The 15,767-nt window shown below is 40.3% G+C and carries 17 protein-coding genes and 3 tRNA genes; 7 read left to right on the top strand and 13 right to left on the bottom strand.

What is annotated here, in order from left to right; all coding sequences use genetic code 11:
* The 3 genes from ACW6NC_RS12910 (at position 1) to ACW6NC_RS12900 (ending at position 4,098) form a co-directional block, all read left to right on the top strand.
* Positions 1-954, top strand: coding sequence for an AAA family ATPase (locus ACW6NC_RS12910; RefSeq protein ID WP_457866602.1), 954 nt, complete (start codon positions 1-3; stop codon positions 952-954).
* 201 nt (positions 955-1,155) lie between these two features.
* The gene (locus tag ACW6NC_RS12905) at positions 1,156-3,423 is read left to right on the top strand and encodes an aconitate hydratase (RefSeq protein WP_457866601.1); all 2,268 of its coding nucleotides are present in this window, start codon (positions 1,156-1,158) and stop codon (positions 3,421-3,423) included.
* A gap of 114 nt (positions 3,424-3,537) precedes the next feature.
* The gene (locus ACW6NC_RS12900) at positions 3,538-4,098 is read left to right on the top strand and encodes a TlpA family protein disulfide reductase (protein ID WP_457866600.1); all 561 of its coding nucleotides are present in this window, start codon (positions 3,538-3,540) and stop codon (positions 4,096-4,098) included.
* 5 nt (positions 4,099-4,103) lie between these two features.
* Here ACW6NC_RS12900 and ACW6NC_RS12895 read toward each other — a convergent pair whose 3' ends face one another.
* The 5 genes from ACW6NC_RS12895 to ACW6NC_RS12875 are packed head-to-tail and all read right to left on the bottom strand — an operon-like array spanning position 4,104 to position 8,913.
* Positions 4,104-5,240: a lycopene cyclase family protein gene (locus tag ACW6NC_RS12895; protein ID WP_457866599.1), complete on the bottom strand. Its 1,137-nt coding sequence runs from the start codon at positions 5,238-5,240 to the stop codon at positions 4,104-4,106.
* A 26-nt stretch (positions 5,241-5,266) separates the two neighbouring features.
* Positions 5,267-5,716 (bottom strand): beta-carotene hydroxylase, encoded by a 450-nt coding sequence (locus ACW6NC_RS12890; protein ID WP_457866598.1) that lies wholly within the window; start codon positions 5,714-5,716, stop codon positions 5,267-5,269.
* A 1-nt stretch (position 5,717) separates the two neighbouring features.
* The gene (locus ACW6NC_RS12885) at positions 5,718-6,557 is read right to left on the bottom strand and encodes a phytoene/squalene synthase family protein (RefSeq protein ID WP_457866597.1); all 840 of its coding nucleotides are present in this window, start codon (positions 6,555-6,557) and stop codon (positions 5,718-5,720) included.
* 2 nt (positions 6,558-6,559) lie between these two features.
* The gene (locus ACW6NC_RS12880; protein WP_457866596.1) at positions 6,560-8,023 is read right to left on the bottom strand and encodes a phytoene desaturase family protein; all 1,464 of its coding nucleotides are present in this window, start codon (positions 8,021-8,023) and stop codon (positions 6,560-6,562) included.
* A complete protein-coding gene (locus ACW6NC_RS12875; protein WP_457866595.1) occupies positions 8,020-8,913 on the bottom strand; it encodes a MerR family transcriptional regulator in 894 nt (297 codons plus the stop codon). The genes ACW6NC_RS12880 and ACW6NC_RS12875 overlap by 4 nt, the downstream gene beginning before the upstream one ends.
* Positions 8,914-9,025: 112 nt before the next feature.
* Here ACW6NC_RS12875 and ACW6NC_RS12870 point away from each other — a divergent pair, with 112 nt between their 5' ends.
* Positions 9,026-9,832, top strand: coding sequence for an SDR family oxidoreductase (locus ACW6NC_RS12870; protein WP_457866593.1), 807 nt, complete (start codon positions 9,026-9,028; stop codon positions 9,830-9,832).
* Positions 9,804-11,213 carry an aldehyde dehydrogenase gene (locus ACW6NC_RS12865; RefSeq protein ID WP_457866591.1) on the top strand — a complete coding sequence of 470 codons (1,410 nt, stop codon included), beginning with the start codon at positions 9,804-9,806 and terminating at the stop codon, positions 11,211-11,213. The genes ACW6NC_RS12870 and ACW6NC_RS12865 overlap by 29 nt, the downstream gene beginning before the upstream one ends.
* Before the next feature lie 17 nt (positions 11,214-11,230).
* On the opposite strand, the gene ACW6NC_RS12860 is transcribed toward ACW6NC_RS12865, so the two are convergent.
* The 3 genes from ACW6NC_RS12860 to ACW6NC_RS12850 form a co-directional block, all read right to left on the bottom strand.
* Positions 11,231-11,314, bottom strand: a tRNA-Leu gene (locus tag ACW6NC_RS12860).
* A gap of 101 nt (positions 11,315-11,415) precedes the next feature.
* Positions 11,416-11,488: transfer RNA gene (locus ACW6NC_RS12855), tRNA-Lys, on the bottom strand.
* A gap of 133 nt (positions 11,489-11,621) precedes the next feature.
* Positions 11,622-11,694 (bottom strand) — tRNA-Lys (locus tag ACW6NC_RS12850).
* Between the two features lie 125 nt (positions 11,695-11,819).
* Between ACW6NC_RS12850 and ACW6NC_RS12845 the strand changes: the two genes are divergently transcribed.
* Positions 11,820-12,341 carry a shikimate kinase gene (locus ACW6NC_RS12845; protein ID WP_457866590.1) on the top strand — a complete coding sequence of 174 codons (522 nt, stop codon included), beginning with the start codon at positions 11,820-11,822 and terminating at the stop codon, positions 12,339-12,341.
* On the opposite strand, the gene ACW6NC_RS12840 is transcribed toward ACW6NC_RS12845, so the two are convergent.
* Genes ACW6NC_RS12840 through ACW6NC_RS12830 form a run of 3 tightly spaced genes read right to left on the bottom strand, consistent with a single transcriptional unit; the run spans position 12,333 to position 13,799 of the window.
* Positions 12,333-12,833, bottom strand: coding sequence for a phosphoribosyltransferase domain-containing protein (locus tag ACW6NC_RS12840; protein ID WP_457866589.1), 501 nt, complete (start codon positions 12,831-12,833; stop codon positions 12,333-12,335). The genes ACW6NC_RS12845 and ACW6NC_RS12840 overlap by 9 nt on opposite strands.
* A complete protein-coding gene (locus tag ACW6NC_RS12835) occupies positions 12,830-13,417 on the bottom strand; it encodes a methyltransferase domain-containing protein (RefSeq protein ID WP_457866588.1) in 588 nt (195 codons plus the stop codon). Before ACW6NC_RS12835 ends, ACW6NC_RS12840 begins: the two co-directional genes overlap by 4 nt.
* The gene (locus tag ACW6NC_RS12830; RefSeq protein WP_457866587.1) at positions 13,410-13,799 is read right to left on the bottom strand and encodes an RNA-binding S4 domain-containing protein; all 390 of its coding nucleotides are present in this window, start codon (positions 13,797-13,799) and stop codon (positions 13,410-13,412) included. Before ACW6NC_RS12830 ends, ACW6NC_RS12835 begins: the two co-directional genes overlap by 8 nt.
* 66 nt (positions 13,800-13,865) lie before the next feature.
* Between ACW6NC_RS12830 and ACW6NC_RS12825 the strand changes: the two genes are divergently transcribed.
* Positions 13,866-14,768, top strand: a complete 903-nt coding sequence (locus ACW6NC_RS12825; protein WP_457866586.1) for an FKBP-type peptidyl-prolyl cis-trans isomerase — start codon at positions 13,866-13,868, stop codon at positions 14,766-14,768.
* A 64-nt stretch (positions 14,769-14,832) separates the two neighbouring features.
* Here the strand turns inward: ACW6NC_RS12825 and ACW6NC_RS12820 are convergent, their stop codons facing one another.
* Positions 14,833-15,423, bottom strand: coding sequence for an outer membrane beta-barrel protein (locus ACW6NC_RS12820; RefSeq protein ID WP_457866584.1), 591 nt, complete (start codon positions 15,421-15,423; stop codon positions 14,833-14,835).
* 122 nt (positions 15,424-15,545) lie between these two features.
* Positions 15,546-15,767 (bottom strand): transketolase C-terminal domain-containing protein (locus tag ACW6NC_RS12815; protein ID WP_457866582.1); only part of this gene is annotated, 222 nt, incomplete at its 5' end.

Below are 15,767 nucleotides of genomic sequence, written 5' to 3'. Positions count from 1 at the left end.
ATGTCTGACGTTGCCCTGGTAGAGAATCTGGTTGAGAAAAATCGGCAATTGAAAAAAGAAATTGCCAGGATTATCGTTGGACAGGATAAAGTAATTGACCAAATTTTGCTCTCCGTTTTCTCCGGAGGGCATTCTTTGTTAATAGGGGTGCCTGGACTGGCCAAAACCTTAATGGTTAACACTATTGCCAGGACCCTTGGCCTTGATTTCAAGCGAATTCAGTTCACCCCGGACCTTATGCCAAGTGATATTCTTGGGGCCGAGATCCTGGATGAGAACCGGCATTTTAAATTTATTAAAGGACCGGTTTTTGCCAATATCATCCTGGCTGATGAGATCAACAGAACACCTCCAAAAACTCAGGCGGCCTTACTAGAGGCCATGCAGGAACGAGCCGTAACCGTAGCCGGACATCATTATAAACTGGCAAAGCCTTATTTTGTTCTTGCCACGCAAAACCCCATTGAGCAGGAAGGAACCTATCCTTTGCCGGAGGCGCAACTCGACCGTTTTATGTTCGCCATCAACCTGGAATACCCCAGTTTTGAAGAAGAAGTAAATGTGGTGAAAAATACCACCTCTGATGAAGAGGTAGAAGTTGATGCCTTATTTAACGCCGAAGAGATCATTCAAATACAACATTTGATAAGAAGAATTCCGGTAGCCAATAATGTGGTCGAATATGCCGTTAGGCTAGTAGGAAAGACCAGACCATCCGCTAATGGAGTTCCTGACCTTGTCAAAACCTACCTGGATTGGGGAGCAGGGCCGAGGGCCTCGCAAAACCTGATTCTTGCAGCTAAAGCGAATGCTGCAGTAAATGGGAAATTTTCTCCTGATATCGAAGATGTACAAAAAGTGGCTATTGGTATCCTTCGTCATCGTATCATTAAGAACTACAAGGCGGAAGCCGAAGGCATTACTGAAGAGAAAATAATTACCGAATTATTTTAGAAAGTACTTTTCAATAATAAAAGCTATTATTGCTAATATCGTAATTACTTATAATAAATTTTAATATTCGATAATTTTAGTCTATAAAATTTACAGATAATTGAATTATTTTCAAGTAATTTTGATATTAGGTTCTAATTTTTAAAATTCGCTTGAATTCCGTAAATTTGCGAGACTTTTTAGAACTAAAAACTAACAGATATGGCATACGATATTGATATGATCAAGAAGGTGTACAGCCAAATGCCCGAGCGTGTAAATAAAGCACGCGAGGTTGTTGGAAAACCTTTGACACTTTCAGAAAAAATCCTTTATTCTCACCTATGGGATGGCCAGGTAAAAGAGGCTTACCAAAGGGGGAAAGATTATGTAGATTTTGCGCCGGACAGAATTGCCTGTCAGGATGCAACTGCTCAAATGGCCTTGTTGCAATTTATGCAAGCCGGAAAAAAGGAGGTGGCCGTTCCGACAACTGTACATTGTGATCACCTTATCCAAGCCAAAATGGGCGCGGCAATAGATTTGCAGGCGGCTAATAAATCCAGTTCTGAGGTTTTTGAATTTCTTGAATCTGTTTCTAATAAATATGGAATTGGATTTTGGAGACCCGGAGCAGGGATTATCCACCAGGTAGTCCTTGAAAATTATGCCTTCCCTGGAGGAATGATGATAGGTACTGATTCTCACACCGTGAACGCCGGTGGTTTAGGTATGGTTGCCATAGGAGTTGGGGGTGCTGATGCCGTCGATGTGATGGCAGGAATGGCCTGGGAACTTAAATTCCCTAAACTTATCGGGGTGAAGCTAACTGGTGAACTTTCGGGATGGACTGCTCCTAAAGATGTGATCTTAAAAGTAGCAGGAATCCTTACGGTAAAAGGAGGAACTGGAGCTATTATCGAATATTTTGGTGAAGGCGCCCGTTCAATGTCGGCTACAGGAAAGGGTACTATATGTAATATGGGAGCCGAGGTAGGAGCTACTACTTCAACCTTTGGTTATGATGATTCCATGGAAAGGTACCTCAGAGCTACCAACCGAGCTGATGTGGCGGATGCCGCGAATCAGGTAAGGGAGCACTTAACTGGTGACGAGGAAGTTTACGCTAATCCGGAACAATATTTCGATGAATTAATTGAGATAAACCTTTCAGAGTTAAAACCGCATTTAAATGGACCTTTCACGCCTGACCTGGCTACTCCAATCTCAGAAATGGGAGTTAAAGCAAAGGAAAACGATTGGCCTATTAATGTAGACTGGGGATTAATTGGTTCCTGTACTAACTCTTCTTACGAGGACCTTACCCGTGCAGCTTCCATAGCCAAGCAGGCAGTTGATAAGAAAATTAAAGCAAAGTCGGATTTTGGAATTAATCCTGGTTCAGAACAAATAAGGTTTACCGCAGAGCGTGATGGGTTGTTGAGGATTTTTGAAGATCTGGATGCAACAGTCTTTACCAATGCCTGTGGTCCATGTATAGGTCAGTGGGACCGAAGTGACAGAAAAGGCGAAGAAAAGAATACCATCGTGCATTCTTTTAACCGTAACTTCTCTAAACGTGCCGATGGAAACCCTAATACACATGCTTTTGTTGGTTCACCTGAAATGGTTGCGGCGATTGCAATTTCCGGTCGTCTTGATTTTGACCCAACCCGTGATAAGTTGATCAACGAAGATGGGGAAGAGGTAATGCTTGACGAGCCACAAGGTATAGAATTGCCTTCAAAAGGTTTTGCTGTGGAGGATGCCGGTTATATCCCGCCAAAAGAGGATGGAAGTTCAGTTGAAGTGAAGGTTGCCGAAGATAGTGAACGTTTACAGCTACTTACTCCTTTTGAACCCTGGAATGGTAAAAATCTAACGGGTGCCAAATTACTTATCAAAGCATTCGGGAAATGTACCACCGACCATATTTCAATGGCTGGTCCCTGGTTGCGTTACCGTGGGCACCTTGACAATATCTCCAACAATATGTTGATAGGAGCCATCAATGCTTTCAATAAGAAAACCAATTTTGTGAAAAACCAATTGACCGGTGAGTATGATGGTGTGCCTAGTGTACAACGAGAATACAAAAAAGCCGGGGTACCAACTGTCGTGGTAGGGGACCATAATTATGGAGAAGGTTCATCCAGGGAACACGCGGCTATGGAGCCTCGTCACCTGGGAGTGAAAGTAGTGCTGGTAAAATCCTTTGCACGTATACACGAAACAAACCTTAAAAAACAAGGTATGTTAGGATTGACCTTTGACAATGAGAGCGATTATGATCTTATCCAGGAGGACGATACCTTTAACTTTATTGACTTGGAAGACTTTGCTCCAAACAAGCCGATTACCATTGAAGTGGTTCATGCCGATGGAAGCAAGGATACTATAAAAGCCAATCATACTTATAACAATTCACAGATTGAATGGTATAAGCACGGTTCGGCCCTAAACCTGATCAAAAAGCAAAATGTTGCTTAAATAACATCCAGGTTTACGATCAAAGATGAAATCCCGCTGCAGCGGGATTTTTTTTGCCCCAAATTGGTTTGTTAAGTTTACCTTTGTTTCTCGTCTAAATCTGAAATTTGTTTTATGAAGTTTTTCAAAAATCAATGGTCCAATATTATTTTTATAGTATTGATTCTAATTTTGATAATTCCCCAGACCCGTAAGCCCATTCAAATATTCGTAAATAAAGTGTTTTCCTTTAGCCCGTCGGTAACCGATGAAGAAGATCGCGAAAAACTGGCAGATTATAACTGGATTCTTGAAAACAGCCAAAAGGAGAGGGTTAATTTCTCGGAATCTCAAGGTGAAGTGGTCATTGTTAACTACTGGGCTACCTGGTGTCCCCCCTGTATTGCCGAAATGCCAAGTTTCCAGGCTTTATACGAGGATTATAAGGATAGGGTGGATTTTTATTTTATCTCTGGAGAGGAGCACAGCACAACGCAAAAGTTCTTTGATTCAAAGGATTATGATCTTCCTAGTTACCGGATGCTTTCCCAGGATCCCAAACCTATGGATGGCTATTCCCTTCCCACCACTTATCTAATCGATAAAAATGGAGCGATCATAATTAGAAAAATTGGCGCTGCCGATTGGAATAGTCAAAAATTAAGGAACAAACTCGACGAACTCATCGCGGAATAAATTTTTTAGAAATTTTTTCTGAAAAAGGACTTGATGAAATCGAAACTGTAAAGCGACATCATGATCCTTAGGTCTTCGGAAAAAGTAGTTTCCTCGTCCAGATAGCTAAAGATCTCTTCTGGTGTATTTTTGGTGTAGAATTTCGTGAAGATCTCTTCCCCCTTATGGTTATTATTGGCTAGAACGTCGAGAAAAATCCCGTCATATTTTTTGAATTTTTTATTAATCAGGCCTTCCCCCGGCAGTCTTCCGCTCTTGAGGTTTTCTACAATTTTACTCACCCTTTTTTGAGTGTTTATAAAAGAATAACCAGTGGAAGCCTTCACCCAACCCCCACCGGTTCCTATCCGGGTGATATTCGGAGTGTTTCCTTCTTCGAAAGGAAAATCAGTCATTGGAATAATCCCTGTTTCCGTGGTTTTAATACGGTAATCTTTAAGTTTTAGGATTTCTTCTATATAGCTCTTAAGCATTTGATCATAGATTCCTTCTTGAGTTAAATAAGGGGTAAAGAAAGTGAATTCTATAAGCGCACTGTTTTTAGTAAAGGGCAGGACATAAGTGAAAGCTGTTGCATCTTTATATTTTAGCCGGTAGTCCATCATGGTAAATTCCTCAGGAGAGAAAATAGGCTCTGAAGTTTCAATTTCCCAACCTTTAAAATGCTGATAGATTAAGCTATGTTTGCCCGCTTCGAGATACTGTGGATCCACACGACTGTCGAAGAAATGAGTTGCCGAGTAATTTGTGTATTGTCCTGAGGCTTCCCGGGTAACAGGATCTATTTCTGAAATCTCATCCTTGATCAGGCTAATGTCTTTTGAAGCTTCTAATTCCTCAAGGATTTTCCTGTAAAAATCTTCGGCCCTGATCATTTTATACTGATAGGGCTCCAATTCCAGTTTTTTATCTAATTCCTTAGTGATAAAACGGCCATTATTCCAGGTTTTTGAAACCAGACTGTCCCATTGACCTTTGCCTTTCTCCCAGAAACACCAGGTTTTGGGAGGGGTCTTAAAGTCTGGATCTATGATCGCAATCTGTTTGCCTTTAAAAAAAATATCCCGGCTAAGCTGCCGGGCAAGCTGCAATCCTGCCAGTCCTCCTCCTACAATAACATAAAAATATTTAGGTACCTGCATAGCAATGTAACGACGGAATTAGGAAGTTATTTTTTGAAATATTTAAAGGGCACCCATAACATCCCAAAACATTCACCATCCTCTTTTCCCAAATGCTTGTGGTGCATTTTGTGCGCTCTCCTTATGCCTTTAGCAAAACGATTATTAGCACTCCTAAACAATTTAAAACGCTGGTGTATAAAGATATCGTGTACAGTAAAATATGTGATTCCATAAGCTAAAATTCCAAGGCCTACGGGTAGTCCATACCATACCCCTTCGTATCGCCATAAAAGGAAGAAACCAATACTTACCAAAGCATAAAAAATGAAAAAGAGGTCATTTCTCTCCCACCAATGGCTGTGATCTTTGCGGTGATGATCCTTATGTAAGGACCATAAGAAGCCATGCATAATATACTTATGGGTGAACCATGCCATCCCTTCCATGATCACAAAAGTGCCAAAAAAAACTGCAATCCAGAGTAAAGCGCTCATTTTAAATTAAGTTTAATCTATACGAAATATACGATTTTGCGAGCAAACCTACCTTCTGATAATCAGAAACTCTTATTCGGGTGTTTTTTATTTCCATAGGTGGAGTAGCTTTGAGTTTGTGAAGCAGTTTCTTATAATAAATAAAAGCGGTATAAACACCGAACTTTGCTTCTACAGGTAAATGAGCAATACCTTCAAAACCTTTTTTGAAATCGCTTTCTATTTCCTCTATTATTTGTTTTTTTCCTTCTTCATCCAATTGAGCCAGGTTGGTATGCGGAAAATAGCTGCGATTAAGGTCTTCATAATCCGCTTTTAGATCACGAAGAAAATTCACCTTTTGAAAAGCCGAGCCCAAACGCATTGCGGAATGCTTTAAAGCTGCAAACTTATCAGGATCGCCTTTTACAAAAACCTTCAGACACATAAGTCCAACCACATCTGCACTCCCATAGATATATTCCTTATAATCCTCAAAGTTTTTATATTCCGTTTTATAAAGGTCCTGCCGCATACTATTCATGAAGGCATTATAAAGAGATGCTTCAATATTGTATTTGTGTACCGTTTCCTGAAAAGCGTTGAGGATCGGGTTCAGACTTATTTTTCTCTCAATAGCTTGATGGAGATCACCTTCAAAATCTTTAAAAAGCTGCTCTTTATCAAAATCGTGAAAACTATCTACTATCTCATCGGCCAATCGCACGAAACCATAGATATTGTAAATGTCCTGCCTTATGGATGGTGCCAACATTCGTGTGGCCGTTGAGAACGAAGTACTGTAAGCATGAGTAACGCTTTTACTACAAGTGTGGGAGAGGATGTCGAAGATTGCTTTCATAGCTATTTTTTTGAATTTTGTATAAGACCGGCAGCAAGTTTTCCTGAAATAAGGGAAGGGGGGACTCCAGGGCCTGGAACCGTTAATTGACCAGTGAAATACAGGTTTTGAACTTTCCTGCTTTTTAATTTAGGTCGTAAGAAGGCCGTTTGAAAAAGTGTATTGGCCAGGCCGTAGGCATTTCCTTTATAGGAATTGTATTCTTTTTTAAAATCCATTACACAAAAAGATTCCCAAAATAAGATATGATCGGTCACCTTTTGTTGTGTAATCTCTTCGAACCTGGAAATTATTTTTTTAAAATACCGTGCTCTTATTTGCGGGGAATCCTCCAAATCCGGCGCAAGAGGGATTAGAAATATCCCGGCCTCCTGGCCATTTGGTGAGGCTGATGCATCTGTTATCGAGGGAAAACTTGCATAAAATAAAGGATCCTCCGGCCACTGGGCCTCATCGTATATAGCACGAGCATGTTGCTCAAAATCACTGTCAAAAAAGAGACTGTGGTGGGTGATGTTATCCAATTTTTTATCAAAACCAACATAAAACAGCAGGGAAGAAGGGGCAAAGGTCTTTTTCTCCCAATAAGATTCAGGATATTGTCTGTGCTGTTGTGGTAAAAGAGATTCTGTATGGTGGTAGTCCGCACCGCTTAATATATAATCGCTCTCAATCCGTTTTCCGTTAACCAGGATTCCTGTAGCCGTATTGTTTTTTACAAAGATCTTTTCAGCCGGCGCACTGGTATTTATTTTAACTCCTAAAGACTGGGCAAGTTGCTCCATCCCTTCGATTACTTTATACATCCCTCCTTTAGGATGCCAGGTACCCAAACCAAAATCGGCGTAGTTCATAAAGCTGTAAAAGGCCGGGGTTTTGCTGGCCTTGGCTCCTAGAAAAAGAACCGGGAATTCCAGAATCTGAATTAATTTGGGATTTTTAAACTCTTTTCGGACTTCTTTTGAAATTGTACTGAAGAAACTTCCAAGTTTTTTGGCAGTTGCCGGAGTGACCAATTCAAATGGAGAAACCCCAGGGCGGTATACCAGCTCCTTGATCGCTATATTGTAATTGTCCAGGGCTTCATCGATGAATTTTTTAAGCTGTGCTGCACTTCCTGGTTCTTCGGCTTCAAAAGTCTTGTAAATTTTTTCCAGGGTATCACCTATGGTAATACTCTGTGATTTTCCAAAGAAAACCTTATAGGCCGGATCGAGTTTTTCAAGCTGGTAGTAGTCAGCAGGAATTTTACCAAAATCTGCGAAAAAACGCTCAAAAACATCGGGCATCCAGTACCAGGTTGGACCGATATCAAAGGTAAAACCTTCCCTTTTTAACTGGCGGGCTCGTCCACCTATGGTTTTATTTTTTTCAAACATCTCCACCTGATAACCGTCCCGTGCTAAATAGCAGGCGGCGGCAAGGGAGGCAAAGCCCGAGCCAATGATAGATACTGATTTTTTCATAGACTCAAAAGAAACTGGTTGAGATTATCGAATATTTTGATAAATGGGGGGAGGTCGCGGGTTTCCAAATCCTTTAATTTCTGACCAAATAGGAGCAGCTCATAATTCTTCTTCTGGCAAATCTGTTTTTCAAAGTCTTTAACAAAGGTGCTAAATTCGATGGGGGAGGTAGTGAAATAGCTCAAAAAACATATATCCTCATGACGTTCCATCAGATAACTAAGGTCGGAGAGTGGAAGGCTTGGTCCCAGATAAATGGCATTTTTATGATGGTAGATCAGTTCATAATAAAGGTAAATGATCCCAATATCATGAATTTCGTTTTCCGGAAGGAAGAGGACATAAAGTCGATCACTATTTGGTTTATTGGTTTTTTTAATTTCGGCAAGATGGAGATAGATCTTTTGCTTTATAAGGTCAACAATAAAGTGCTCATGTATGGGTTTAATGGTATCGGTTTGCCATAACATTCCTATGTTTCCCAAAAATGGAAGAAAGACCTGATGAAAAACTTCTCTGAAGCTTTTGTTTTTTCTTAAACTATCATAGGTGGTGTTGAAGAGTTCTTCATCAAAATTTATCATGGATAGTTTAAGCGCATTTAAAGCCCTGTTTTCGGTACTGGCCTTAGCGTTTATATTTCTAACCATCTTATTGATTTCTTCTTCACTTAATTTTGAGATGCGGGAAATTTTATAACCATGTTCATTTAGAAATGAAATATTCAGGAGTTTCTGAAGGTTGGAACTATCATAAGTCCTTATATTCGTAGCCGTGCGATCGGGATTGAGAATATTGTATCTTTTTTCCCAAATTCTTATGGTATGAGCCTTGATCCCAGTTAAATTCTCAAGGTCTTTTATGCTAAAGTTCTGTTTTATTAATTCCATAGTATTTTAAAGATAGGCAAATCTACAGAATAAAGGAATTGAAATGAATTATCAAAATGTTAAATTGTTTAATTTAGTAGTTAAATAATTAAACAAAAATTTAAAAATAAATATGACCAAAATTAGTTCAAGTCTGGTCCTTATTACCGGTGGCGCTTCCGGTATTGGCAAGATAATGGGCCGGAAGATACTGGAAAAGGGTGGAAAATTAATCATTTGGGATATTAATGGTAAGAAGCTCAGAGAAACCCAGAAGGAGCTCCAGGCTTACGGCCAGGTTCATGCCTTTGAAATTGATATTACCGATGAGCAGGAAATCAAAGAACTTGTGGCTAGGCTTGATCGCGAAATTGGGCCTGTGGATATCCTTATCAATAATGCGGGAATTGTGTATGGAGGTAATTTTCATGAATCATCCTCTGAGGCCATTAATAATACTATGGCTGTGAATACCCTGGCGCCAATGCATCTTGCCCATGAAATTTTGCCTGGTATGATTCATAGAAAGTATGGCCATATTTGTAATATCGCTTCTTCGGCAGGTTTGGTTTCAAATCCAAAAATGGCAATTTATGCTGGGAGTAAATGGGCCATAACGGGCTGGTCCGATAGTTTGAGACTAGAAATGAAGGCACTCAAAACTGGGATAAACGTCACCACGGTAACGCCTTATTATATCAATACAGGTATGTTTGATGGGGTTCGGTCCTTGATACCCATACTGAAGGAAGAAAAAGTAGCCTCTAAAGTTATTAGGGCCATTGAGCATAATCGAATATTTTTAAGCATGCCCTGGAGTATGAGATTTGTGAGATTTTCCCAGGGAATTTTTCCCATTTGGTTTTATGATTGGTTTGTAGGAAAGGTTCTTGGAGTATATAAAACCATGGATGAATTTAAAGGAAGAAAGACTACTTAATATGGAAGAAACATCTAAAACAACGATCGAAGGAATTTTTAAAAGCCAGGAAGAATTCTTTGGTGCCCAGAGCACAAAAGCGGTTGCTTTCAGGCTTGAGCAGCTAAGAATCCTGAAAAAGGCTATCCTCAATTATGAAGATCGGTTATACCAGGCGCTTTACGAGGATTTAAACAAAAGCAGGGAGGAGGCTTTTTTAACCGAGATTAGTATCGTTTTACAGGAAATAGATTTTCACCTCAAAAAACTTAAAAACTGGGCTAAGCCGAAAAAATTATCCTCTCCCTTGGTACTATTTCCCTCCAAGTCAAAAATCAGGTATGAACCTTTAGGGGTGGCCCTTATCATCTCTCCCTGGAACTACCCCATACAGTTGACGCTTAACCCTCTTATTGGTGCGATTTCTGCCGGATGTTGTGCTATTTTAAAGCCCTCTCCCGATTCCAGGCATACTTCCAGAGTATTGGAGGAAATGATAAAAGAATTTTTTCCTTCATCATATATTTCGCTGGTGCAGGGCGGGAAGCAAACCAATCAGGCCTTGTTTGAATTCCCTTTTGATATTATTTTCTTTACTGGGAGTTCCAGAGTTGGTAAAATAGTGATGAAGGCCGCTGCAGACCACCTTAGTAAGGTGGTATTGGAGCTCGGTGGTAAAAGTCCATGTATAGTCGATAAAGATGCTGATCTTGATCTTGCCGCAAAGCGCATAGCCTGGGGAAAGGCAATTAACGCCGGGCAGACCTGTATCGCTCCCGATTACCTTTTAGTGCATGGGTCTGTAAAAAAGGTGTTGTTAGAAAAGATTGTTGGAGCCTATAAGGAGATGTTTGGGGAAGAATTAAGGAACAGCAGTCACTACGCAAGAATTATTAATGACCAGGCCTTCGAGAGGCTTATAGGCTATTTGGAAGGAAAAGAGGTTTATTTTGGGGGCCAGTCGAAGCGATCCACCCGGTTTATTGCGCCAACTATTCTTGACCAGGTGCAGCCGGAAGACCGCATTATGCAGGAAGAGATATTTGGACCCATCCTACCAGTAATGACATTTGAAGATACCTCCGGGGCTATTTCTTATATAAATGCCAATGAAAGGCCCCTGGCATTATATTATTTTGGTGATAAAAGAAAAGCCAAGGAAGTTCTTGATAAAACGATTTCTGGAGGCTCCTGTGTCAATGATACCTTACTGCATATCGCCAATCATAAAATGCCTTTTGGTGGTGTGGGGTATAGTGGTATGGGAAATTATCATGGTTATCAAAGTTTCTTAGCCTTTAGTCATGAAAGAAGTGTGCTTAGTTCGTCTACAAAGATCGATATAAGCCTAAAATATCCGCCTTACCGATTTTTTGGAGTAATAAAGAAAATAATGGGATAAAAAGTAAAAGAAAATAGTGCCCGGAGCGGGAGTCGAACCCGCACGCCCTAATGGACACATGGCCCTCAACCATGCCTGTCTACCAGTTCCAGCACCCGGGCAAAAGCAGGATTCGAAAATCTAACTTTCAATGGGGTATCAGTACATTGAATTCAAAAGAATTCAGAACTTCATAAGTGGTTTGAGTTTCCACTTCAAAAAGTGATCTGGCTGGGGCTCGAACCCAGGACCCTCTCCTTAAAAGGGAGATGCTCTACCAACTGAGCTACCAGATCTGATTTTTATTAAAAGAACTAATTTCCGTGATCTGGTCAGGGCTCCCTGTTTTCCATCCCACTGATTTTCATTTCGTGTGATACTCCCGAAGCTTATCGGAGTTTTACCTAAAATGATCATTAATTCAAAAAGTGATCTGGCTGGGGCTCGAACCCAGGACCCTCTCCTTAAAAGGGAGATGCTCTACCAACTGAGCTACCAGATCAATAAGGGCAAACGTCGTTTCGCGAATGCGGGTGCAAATATACATTCATAAATTTATTTTTCAAGACAAAATTCATATAAATTTGCAATTGTTTTCAATACATCTAAAAACGAGTAATTTATACTATGAAAATATTTCTTGCCGGATACATGGGCTCTGGAAAATCCCTTTTGGGGAAGCAACTTGCAAAACGAATGAATCACGATTTTCTAGACCTTGATGATCAGATTGAAATCATGGAAGGAAATAGTATCCATGATATATTTAATAAAAAAGGTGAACTTTATTTCCGAAAGCTAGAGACCAATGCCCTTAAAGATGTGCTGGAGGATCCATCAGATCTTGTGGTCTCCCTGGGGGGAGGTACGCCATGTTATGGAAAAAACCTTGAACTCATCAAGGAAACTCCGAATACGAAAATTATTTACCTGAAGGCCTCGGTAGAAGAATTAACCCGTCGCCTGTTTCCGGAAAAGATTCATCGGCCTGTAATTAGCCACCTGGAAACTCGGGAAGCCCTGGAGGAATTCATCAGAAAACATATGTTTGAAAGAGGATACTATTACCATCAATCAGATATTATCGTAAACGTGGATCAGGCCAGGCCCGAAGTTATTTTGAATGAGATCACGGAGAAATTAAAATAACTCTGCTTTGTCATTTCCTTTTTCGAAGGTCAAGGTGACGGTTTCATGAATTGATGTCGAAAGTGATATTCCCTTAAAGTCAGCCTTGACCGGATATTTCTTATGGTTTCGGTCCACAAGTACGGCTGTCTTGAAGCGTTTTAATGGGACTTCAAGAAAGTGCTTAACTCCATATATCAGTGTAGTTCCTGAATTAAGCACATCATCAGTCAAAATAACCGATTTGTCCTGGTAATCGGCTTTTTCCAGGGAGGTTGTAATTGTTCCCAGGGGGTTTTTCTTGTCGATTTTTACCTCACAGAGACTTATCTTTAGAGGTGAAATTTTTTCTAACCAGGTTTTTAATCGCTGGGCGAACTCAAAACCGTTTTTCGATATCCCGGCCAACACGATCTCTTTTTCTTCCAGATTGGTTTCATAGATCTGGTAGGCGATACGTTTTATTTTATGCTGAATTTGTTCCTGATTTAAGATCAATACACCTTTTTTCATAGTTTTTTGAATTTGAAAAAGAGTTCATTAGCCTGGCGTGGCTTAATAGAGTTATAACACGGTTCCAGAATTTCGATATTAAAGTACTCGCTAAAATACGTTAAATATTCATTTCTGCTACCCCCGAAGGGCGGTCCGTTTTCGGTGAATTCAAAGTTAAATAACACCCCGACAATTTTACCTTCTGGTTTGAGTAGGTCAAAAGCCTTTTTAGCATAGGCTGGTCTTTTTGCTCTTGGCAGTGCGCAGAAAAATGTCTGTTCCAGGATGAGGTCAAATTGGCCTTTAATTTCAAAAAAATCCTTATGCAGGATCTGCTTTTTTGGAAAGTCAGGACAACGTCGAGCAAAATTCTCCAGGGGGGCCTTAACCAGGTCTGCCACGAAAACATTTTTAAAACCTTTATAGAACAGGTATTGGGCCTCCCAGGCATTCCCAGCCCCTGGAATAAGAATTTTCTGGTCCTTGTTGATGAGCTGATCGATGTAGGTCTTAAGCGGGGTAGATATTTGTCCGATATCCCATCCCGTTTTCCCTTCCCTATAGCGATCTTCCCAGAATCCGGAATTGAGTTTTTTATTCATCGGAAGTTGATGGATCATTATTGTCAAACCATTCATCAATATCGCGCCGGTCTTTTTTTGTGGGCCTGCCGGTGCCTTTTTTGCGGTAATAATCTTTGGAATACTTCAGTAGTTCCAGTTTTTCGAAGGCTTCTTTAGGCGTTACATCAAGAACATATAAATTCACCAGTTTAGCACCAACCCGGCTTGGCGGGATATCCAGAACTTCAAGTTGATAATCGATTTGATTTTTGCGCACACTTATCTTATCGGTGGGAAAAACTTCCCTGGAAGCCTTTACATTGTTACCTTCCATTTTTACTTTTCCCTGTTTACAGGCGTGTGTGGCAAGGCTTCGAGTTTTAAAATATCTTACACACCATAAAAACTTGTCAATCCTCATAAAACTGCGGTTTAATCCTTAAACAAAAATACAAGAATATTGTATCTTGCGCCCCAAAATAAAATAATGATGAAATTGAAATCTTTAATTTTAACAAGTATTGTTTTAAGCTTGGTCCTTGTTTCCTGTAGTGATGATGATGACGCAATAGAAGAGGTGCCAGAAAGGGATAAAGCAGCGCAGGCCATAGAAGATGATCAGGCTTTAAGAGCTTACCTTGAAACGCATTTTTACAATTATGAGGATTTTGAAAATCCATCGGAAGATTTTGATTATATAGTGCGATTTGACACAATTGACGGAGATAATGCCGATAAGACCCCCATAATAGAATCTGATAAACTTATCCAGAAAACCTATAGTCAGGATGATGTTGATTATAATTTATATGTCCTTAAAGTAAGAGAAGGTGCCGGAGACCAACCAAGTTTTGCCGATTCGACCCTGGTGACCTATCGCGGTGAGCTGTTAGATCGTTCTACATTCGATAATGCAAAAACGCCGGTTTGGTTTGATCAGATTTCCCTAATTGATGGATTCACTCAGGGGGTGGTTGAATTTAGGGAAGCTTCAGGATATTCGATAAACCCTGATAATACAGTAAGTTTTAATAATGATTATGGGATTGGGGCCGTATTTATGCCTTCTGGATTAGGTTATTTTTCTAATTCTCAAGCCAGAATTCCCGCCTATAGTCCGCTTATCTTTAGTATAAATCTGCTGCAGGTGAATGAGGCTGATCACGATGGAGATGGTATTCCCAGCTGGATGGAAGATATTGATGAAGATGGAGACCTGCGAAATGATGATACTGACCAGGATGAGACACCCAATTTCGCCGATAAAGATGATGACGGCGATGGAACTCCGACCCGGGATGAAATTGTAATTAATGAGGATGGAAGTATTGAATTTCCTGATGCCAATAGCAATGGGACACCAGATTACCTGGATCCTGATACTTTCTAAAAGAATAGCTACCTACCAAAAAAAAGGCCCGGAGAATCTCCAGGCCTTTTTTTGTGATGCAATATTATAATTTATAGGACAAACTCAAGGCCCACTGTGATGGCCGGGAATCGATACTGAAATTCTCTGATGCTGTCTCACTAAAAGCTGTATTCTCTTTAAAGGCACCTTCATATCGAATATCGAAGCCCAAGCGGCCGAAATTAAGACCGGCACCAAGCTGGTATCCCACAGTGATCTCATTTTCTGGATCTCCAATGCTAAGGCTGGTATCTTCAAGTTCGTTACTTATGATATACTGGAAAGAAGGACCTGCTTTTATATTTAGAGGCCCAAAAACATTCAGTCCTACCAATACCGGTGCATCGATCTTGTCTATTTTATAGTCAAAGGTTTCATACTCGGTATTGAGATTGGTATAAAGCAGTTCGGGTTGAAGAAATATTCCTGCAACTTCAAAATTACCGAATAAACCTAAATGATAACCGGATTTGCTTTTTCCTTCTATAGTGGTTGCATCTTCAAAGCCTGCTTCGGCATTTTCGTAGTCCCCGGCGGCTCCATAGTTGATTCCCCCTTTGATACCAAAATTGGCTTCCTGGGCCATCAGGCCTGTACTGGTTAGAAACACAGCAATAATTATTAGCTTTTTCATATTAATTCAATTTTAAGTTAGGGATTCCATAACGCATAAACAGTGCCGTTTATTCTGGAAAAATAAAAAAAGCCCTTCAGGGATATCCATGAAAGGCTTCTAAAAATTTGAAAAACAGAATTTTATTTTCTGCTTAAAACTTTTTCAGTAGCTTTAATTATAGCCTCGGCATTAAGTCCGTATTTGTCCATTAATTGCTCAGGTGTACCACTTTCACCAAAAGTATCCTGGGTAGCTACAAATTCCTGCGGAACTGGATGGTTTTCCGCTAAGGTGCGGGCTACGCTTTCTCCAAGCCCTCCAAGGAAGTTGTGCTCTTCGGCGCTCACCACACATCCGGTTTT

Source organism: Salegentibacter profundi, from assembly GCF_054121475.1.
Note: the sequence above shows the minus strand (reverse complement) of the source record. Positions and strands in the feature narration are given on the sequence as shown.

Excerpts from the sequence above, each read along its gene's own strand:
- ACW6NC_RS12895 (WP_457866599.1), bottom strand. The coding sequence starts at position 5,240 with ATGCAGGTACCTAAATATTTTTATGTTATTGTAGGAGGAGGACTGGCA.
- ACW6NC_RS12820 (WP_457866584.1), bottom strand. The coding sequence starts at position 15,423 with ATGAAAAAGCTAATAATTATTGCTGTGTTTCTAACCAGTACAGGCCTG.
- ACW6NC_RS12870 (WP_457866593.1), top strand. The coding sequence starts at position 9,026 with ATGACCAAAATTAGTTCAAGTCTGGTCCTTATTACCGGTGGCGCTTCC.
- ACW6NC_RS12900 (WP_457866600.1), top strand. The coding sequence starts at position 3,538 with ATGAAGTTTTTCAAAAATCAATGGTCCAATATTATTTTTATAGTATTG.
- ACW6NC_RS12840 (WP_457866589.1), bottom strand. The coding sequence starts at position 12,833 with ATGAAAAAAGGTGTATTGATCTTAAATCAGGAACAAATTCAGCATAAA.
- ACW6NC_RS12865 (WP_457866591.1), top strand. The coding sequence starts at position 9,804 with ATGAATTTAAAGGAAGAAAGACTACTTAATATGGAAGAAACATCTAAA.
- ACW6NC_RS12825 (WP_457866586.1), top strand. The coding sequence starts at position 13,866 with ATGATGAAATTGAAATCTTTAATTTTAACAAGTATTGTTTTAAGCTTG.
- ACW6NC_RS12835 (WP_457866588.1), bottom strand. The coding sequence starts at position 13,417 with ATGAATAAAAAACTCAATTCCGGATTCTGGGAAGATCGCTATAGGGAA.
- ACW6NC_RS12880 (WP_457866596.1), bottom strand. The coding sequence starts at position 8,023 with ATGAAAAAATCAGTATCTATCATTGGCTCGGGCTTTGCCTCCCTTGCC.
- ACW6NC_RS12875 (WP_457866595.1), bottom strand. The coding sequence starts at position 8,913 with ATGGAATTAATAAAACAGAACTTTAGCATAAAAGACCTTGAGAATTTA.
- ACW6NC_RS12830 (WP_457866587.1), bottom strand. The coding sequence starts at position 13,799 with ATGAGGATTGACAAGTTTTTATGGTGTGTAAGATATTTTAAAACTCGA.
- ACW6NC_RS12890 (WP_457866598.1), bottom strand. The coding sequence starts at position 5,716 with ATGAGCGCTTTACTCTGGATTGCAGTTTTTTTTGGCACTTTTGTGATC.
- ACW6NC_RS12885 (WP_457866597.1), bottom strand. The coding sequence starts at position 6,557 with ATGAAAGCAATCTTCGACATCCTCTCCCACACTTGTAGTAAAAGCGTT.
- ACW6NC_RS12845 (WP_457866590.1), top strand. The coding sequence starts at position 11,820 with ATGAAAATATTTCTTGCCGGATACATGGGCTCTGGAAAATCCCTTTTG.
- ACW6NC_RS12905 (WP_457866601.1), top strand. The coding sequence starts at position 1,156 with ATGGCATACGATATTGATATGATCAAGAAGGTGTACAGCCAAATGCCC.
- ACW6NC_RS12910 (WP_457866602.1), top strand. The coding sequence starts at position 1 with ATGTCTGACGTTGCCCTGGTAGAGAATCTGGTTGAGAAAAATCGGCAA.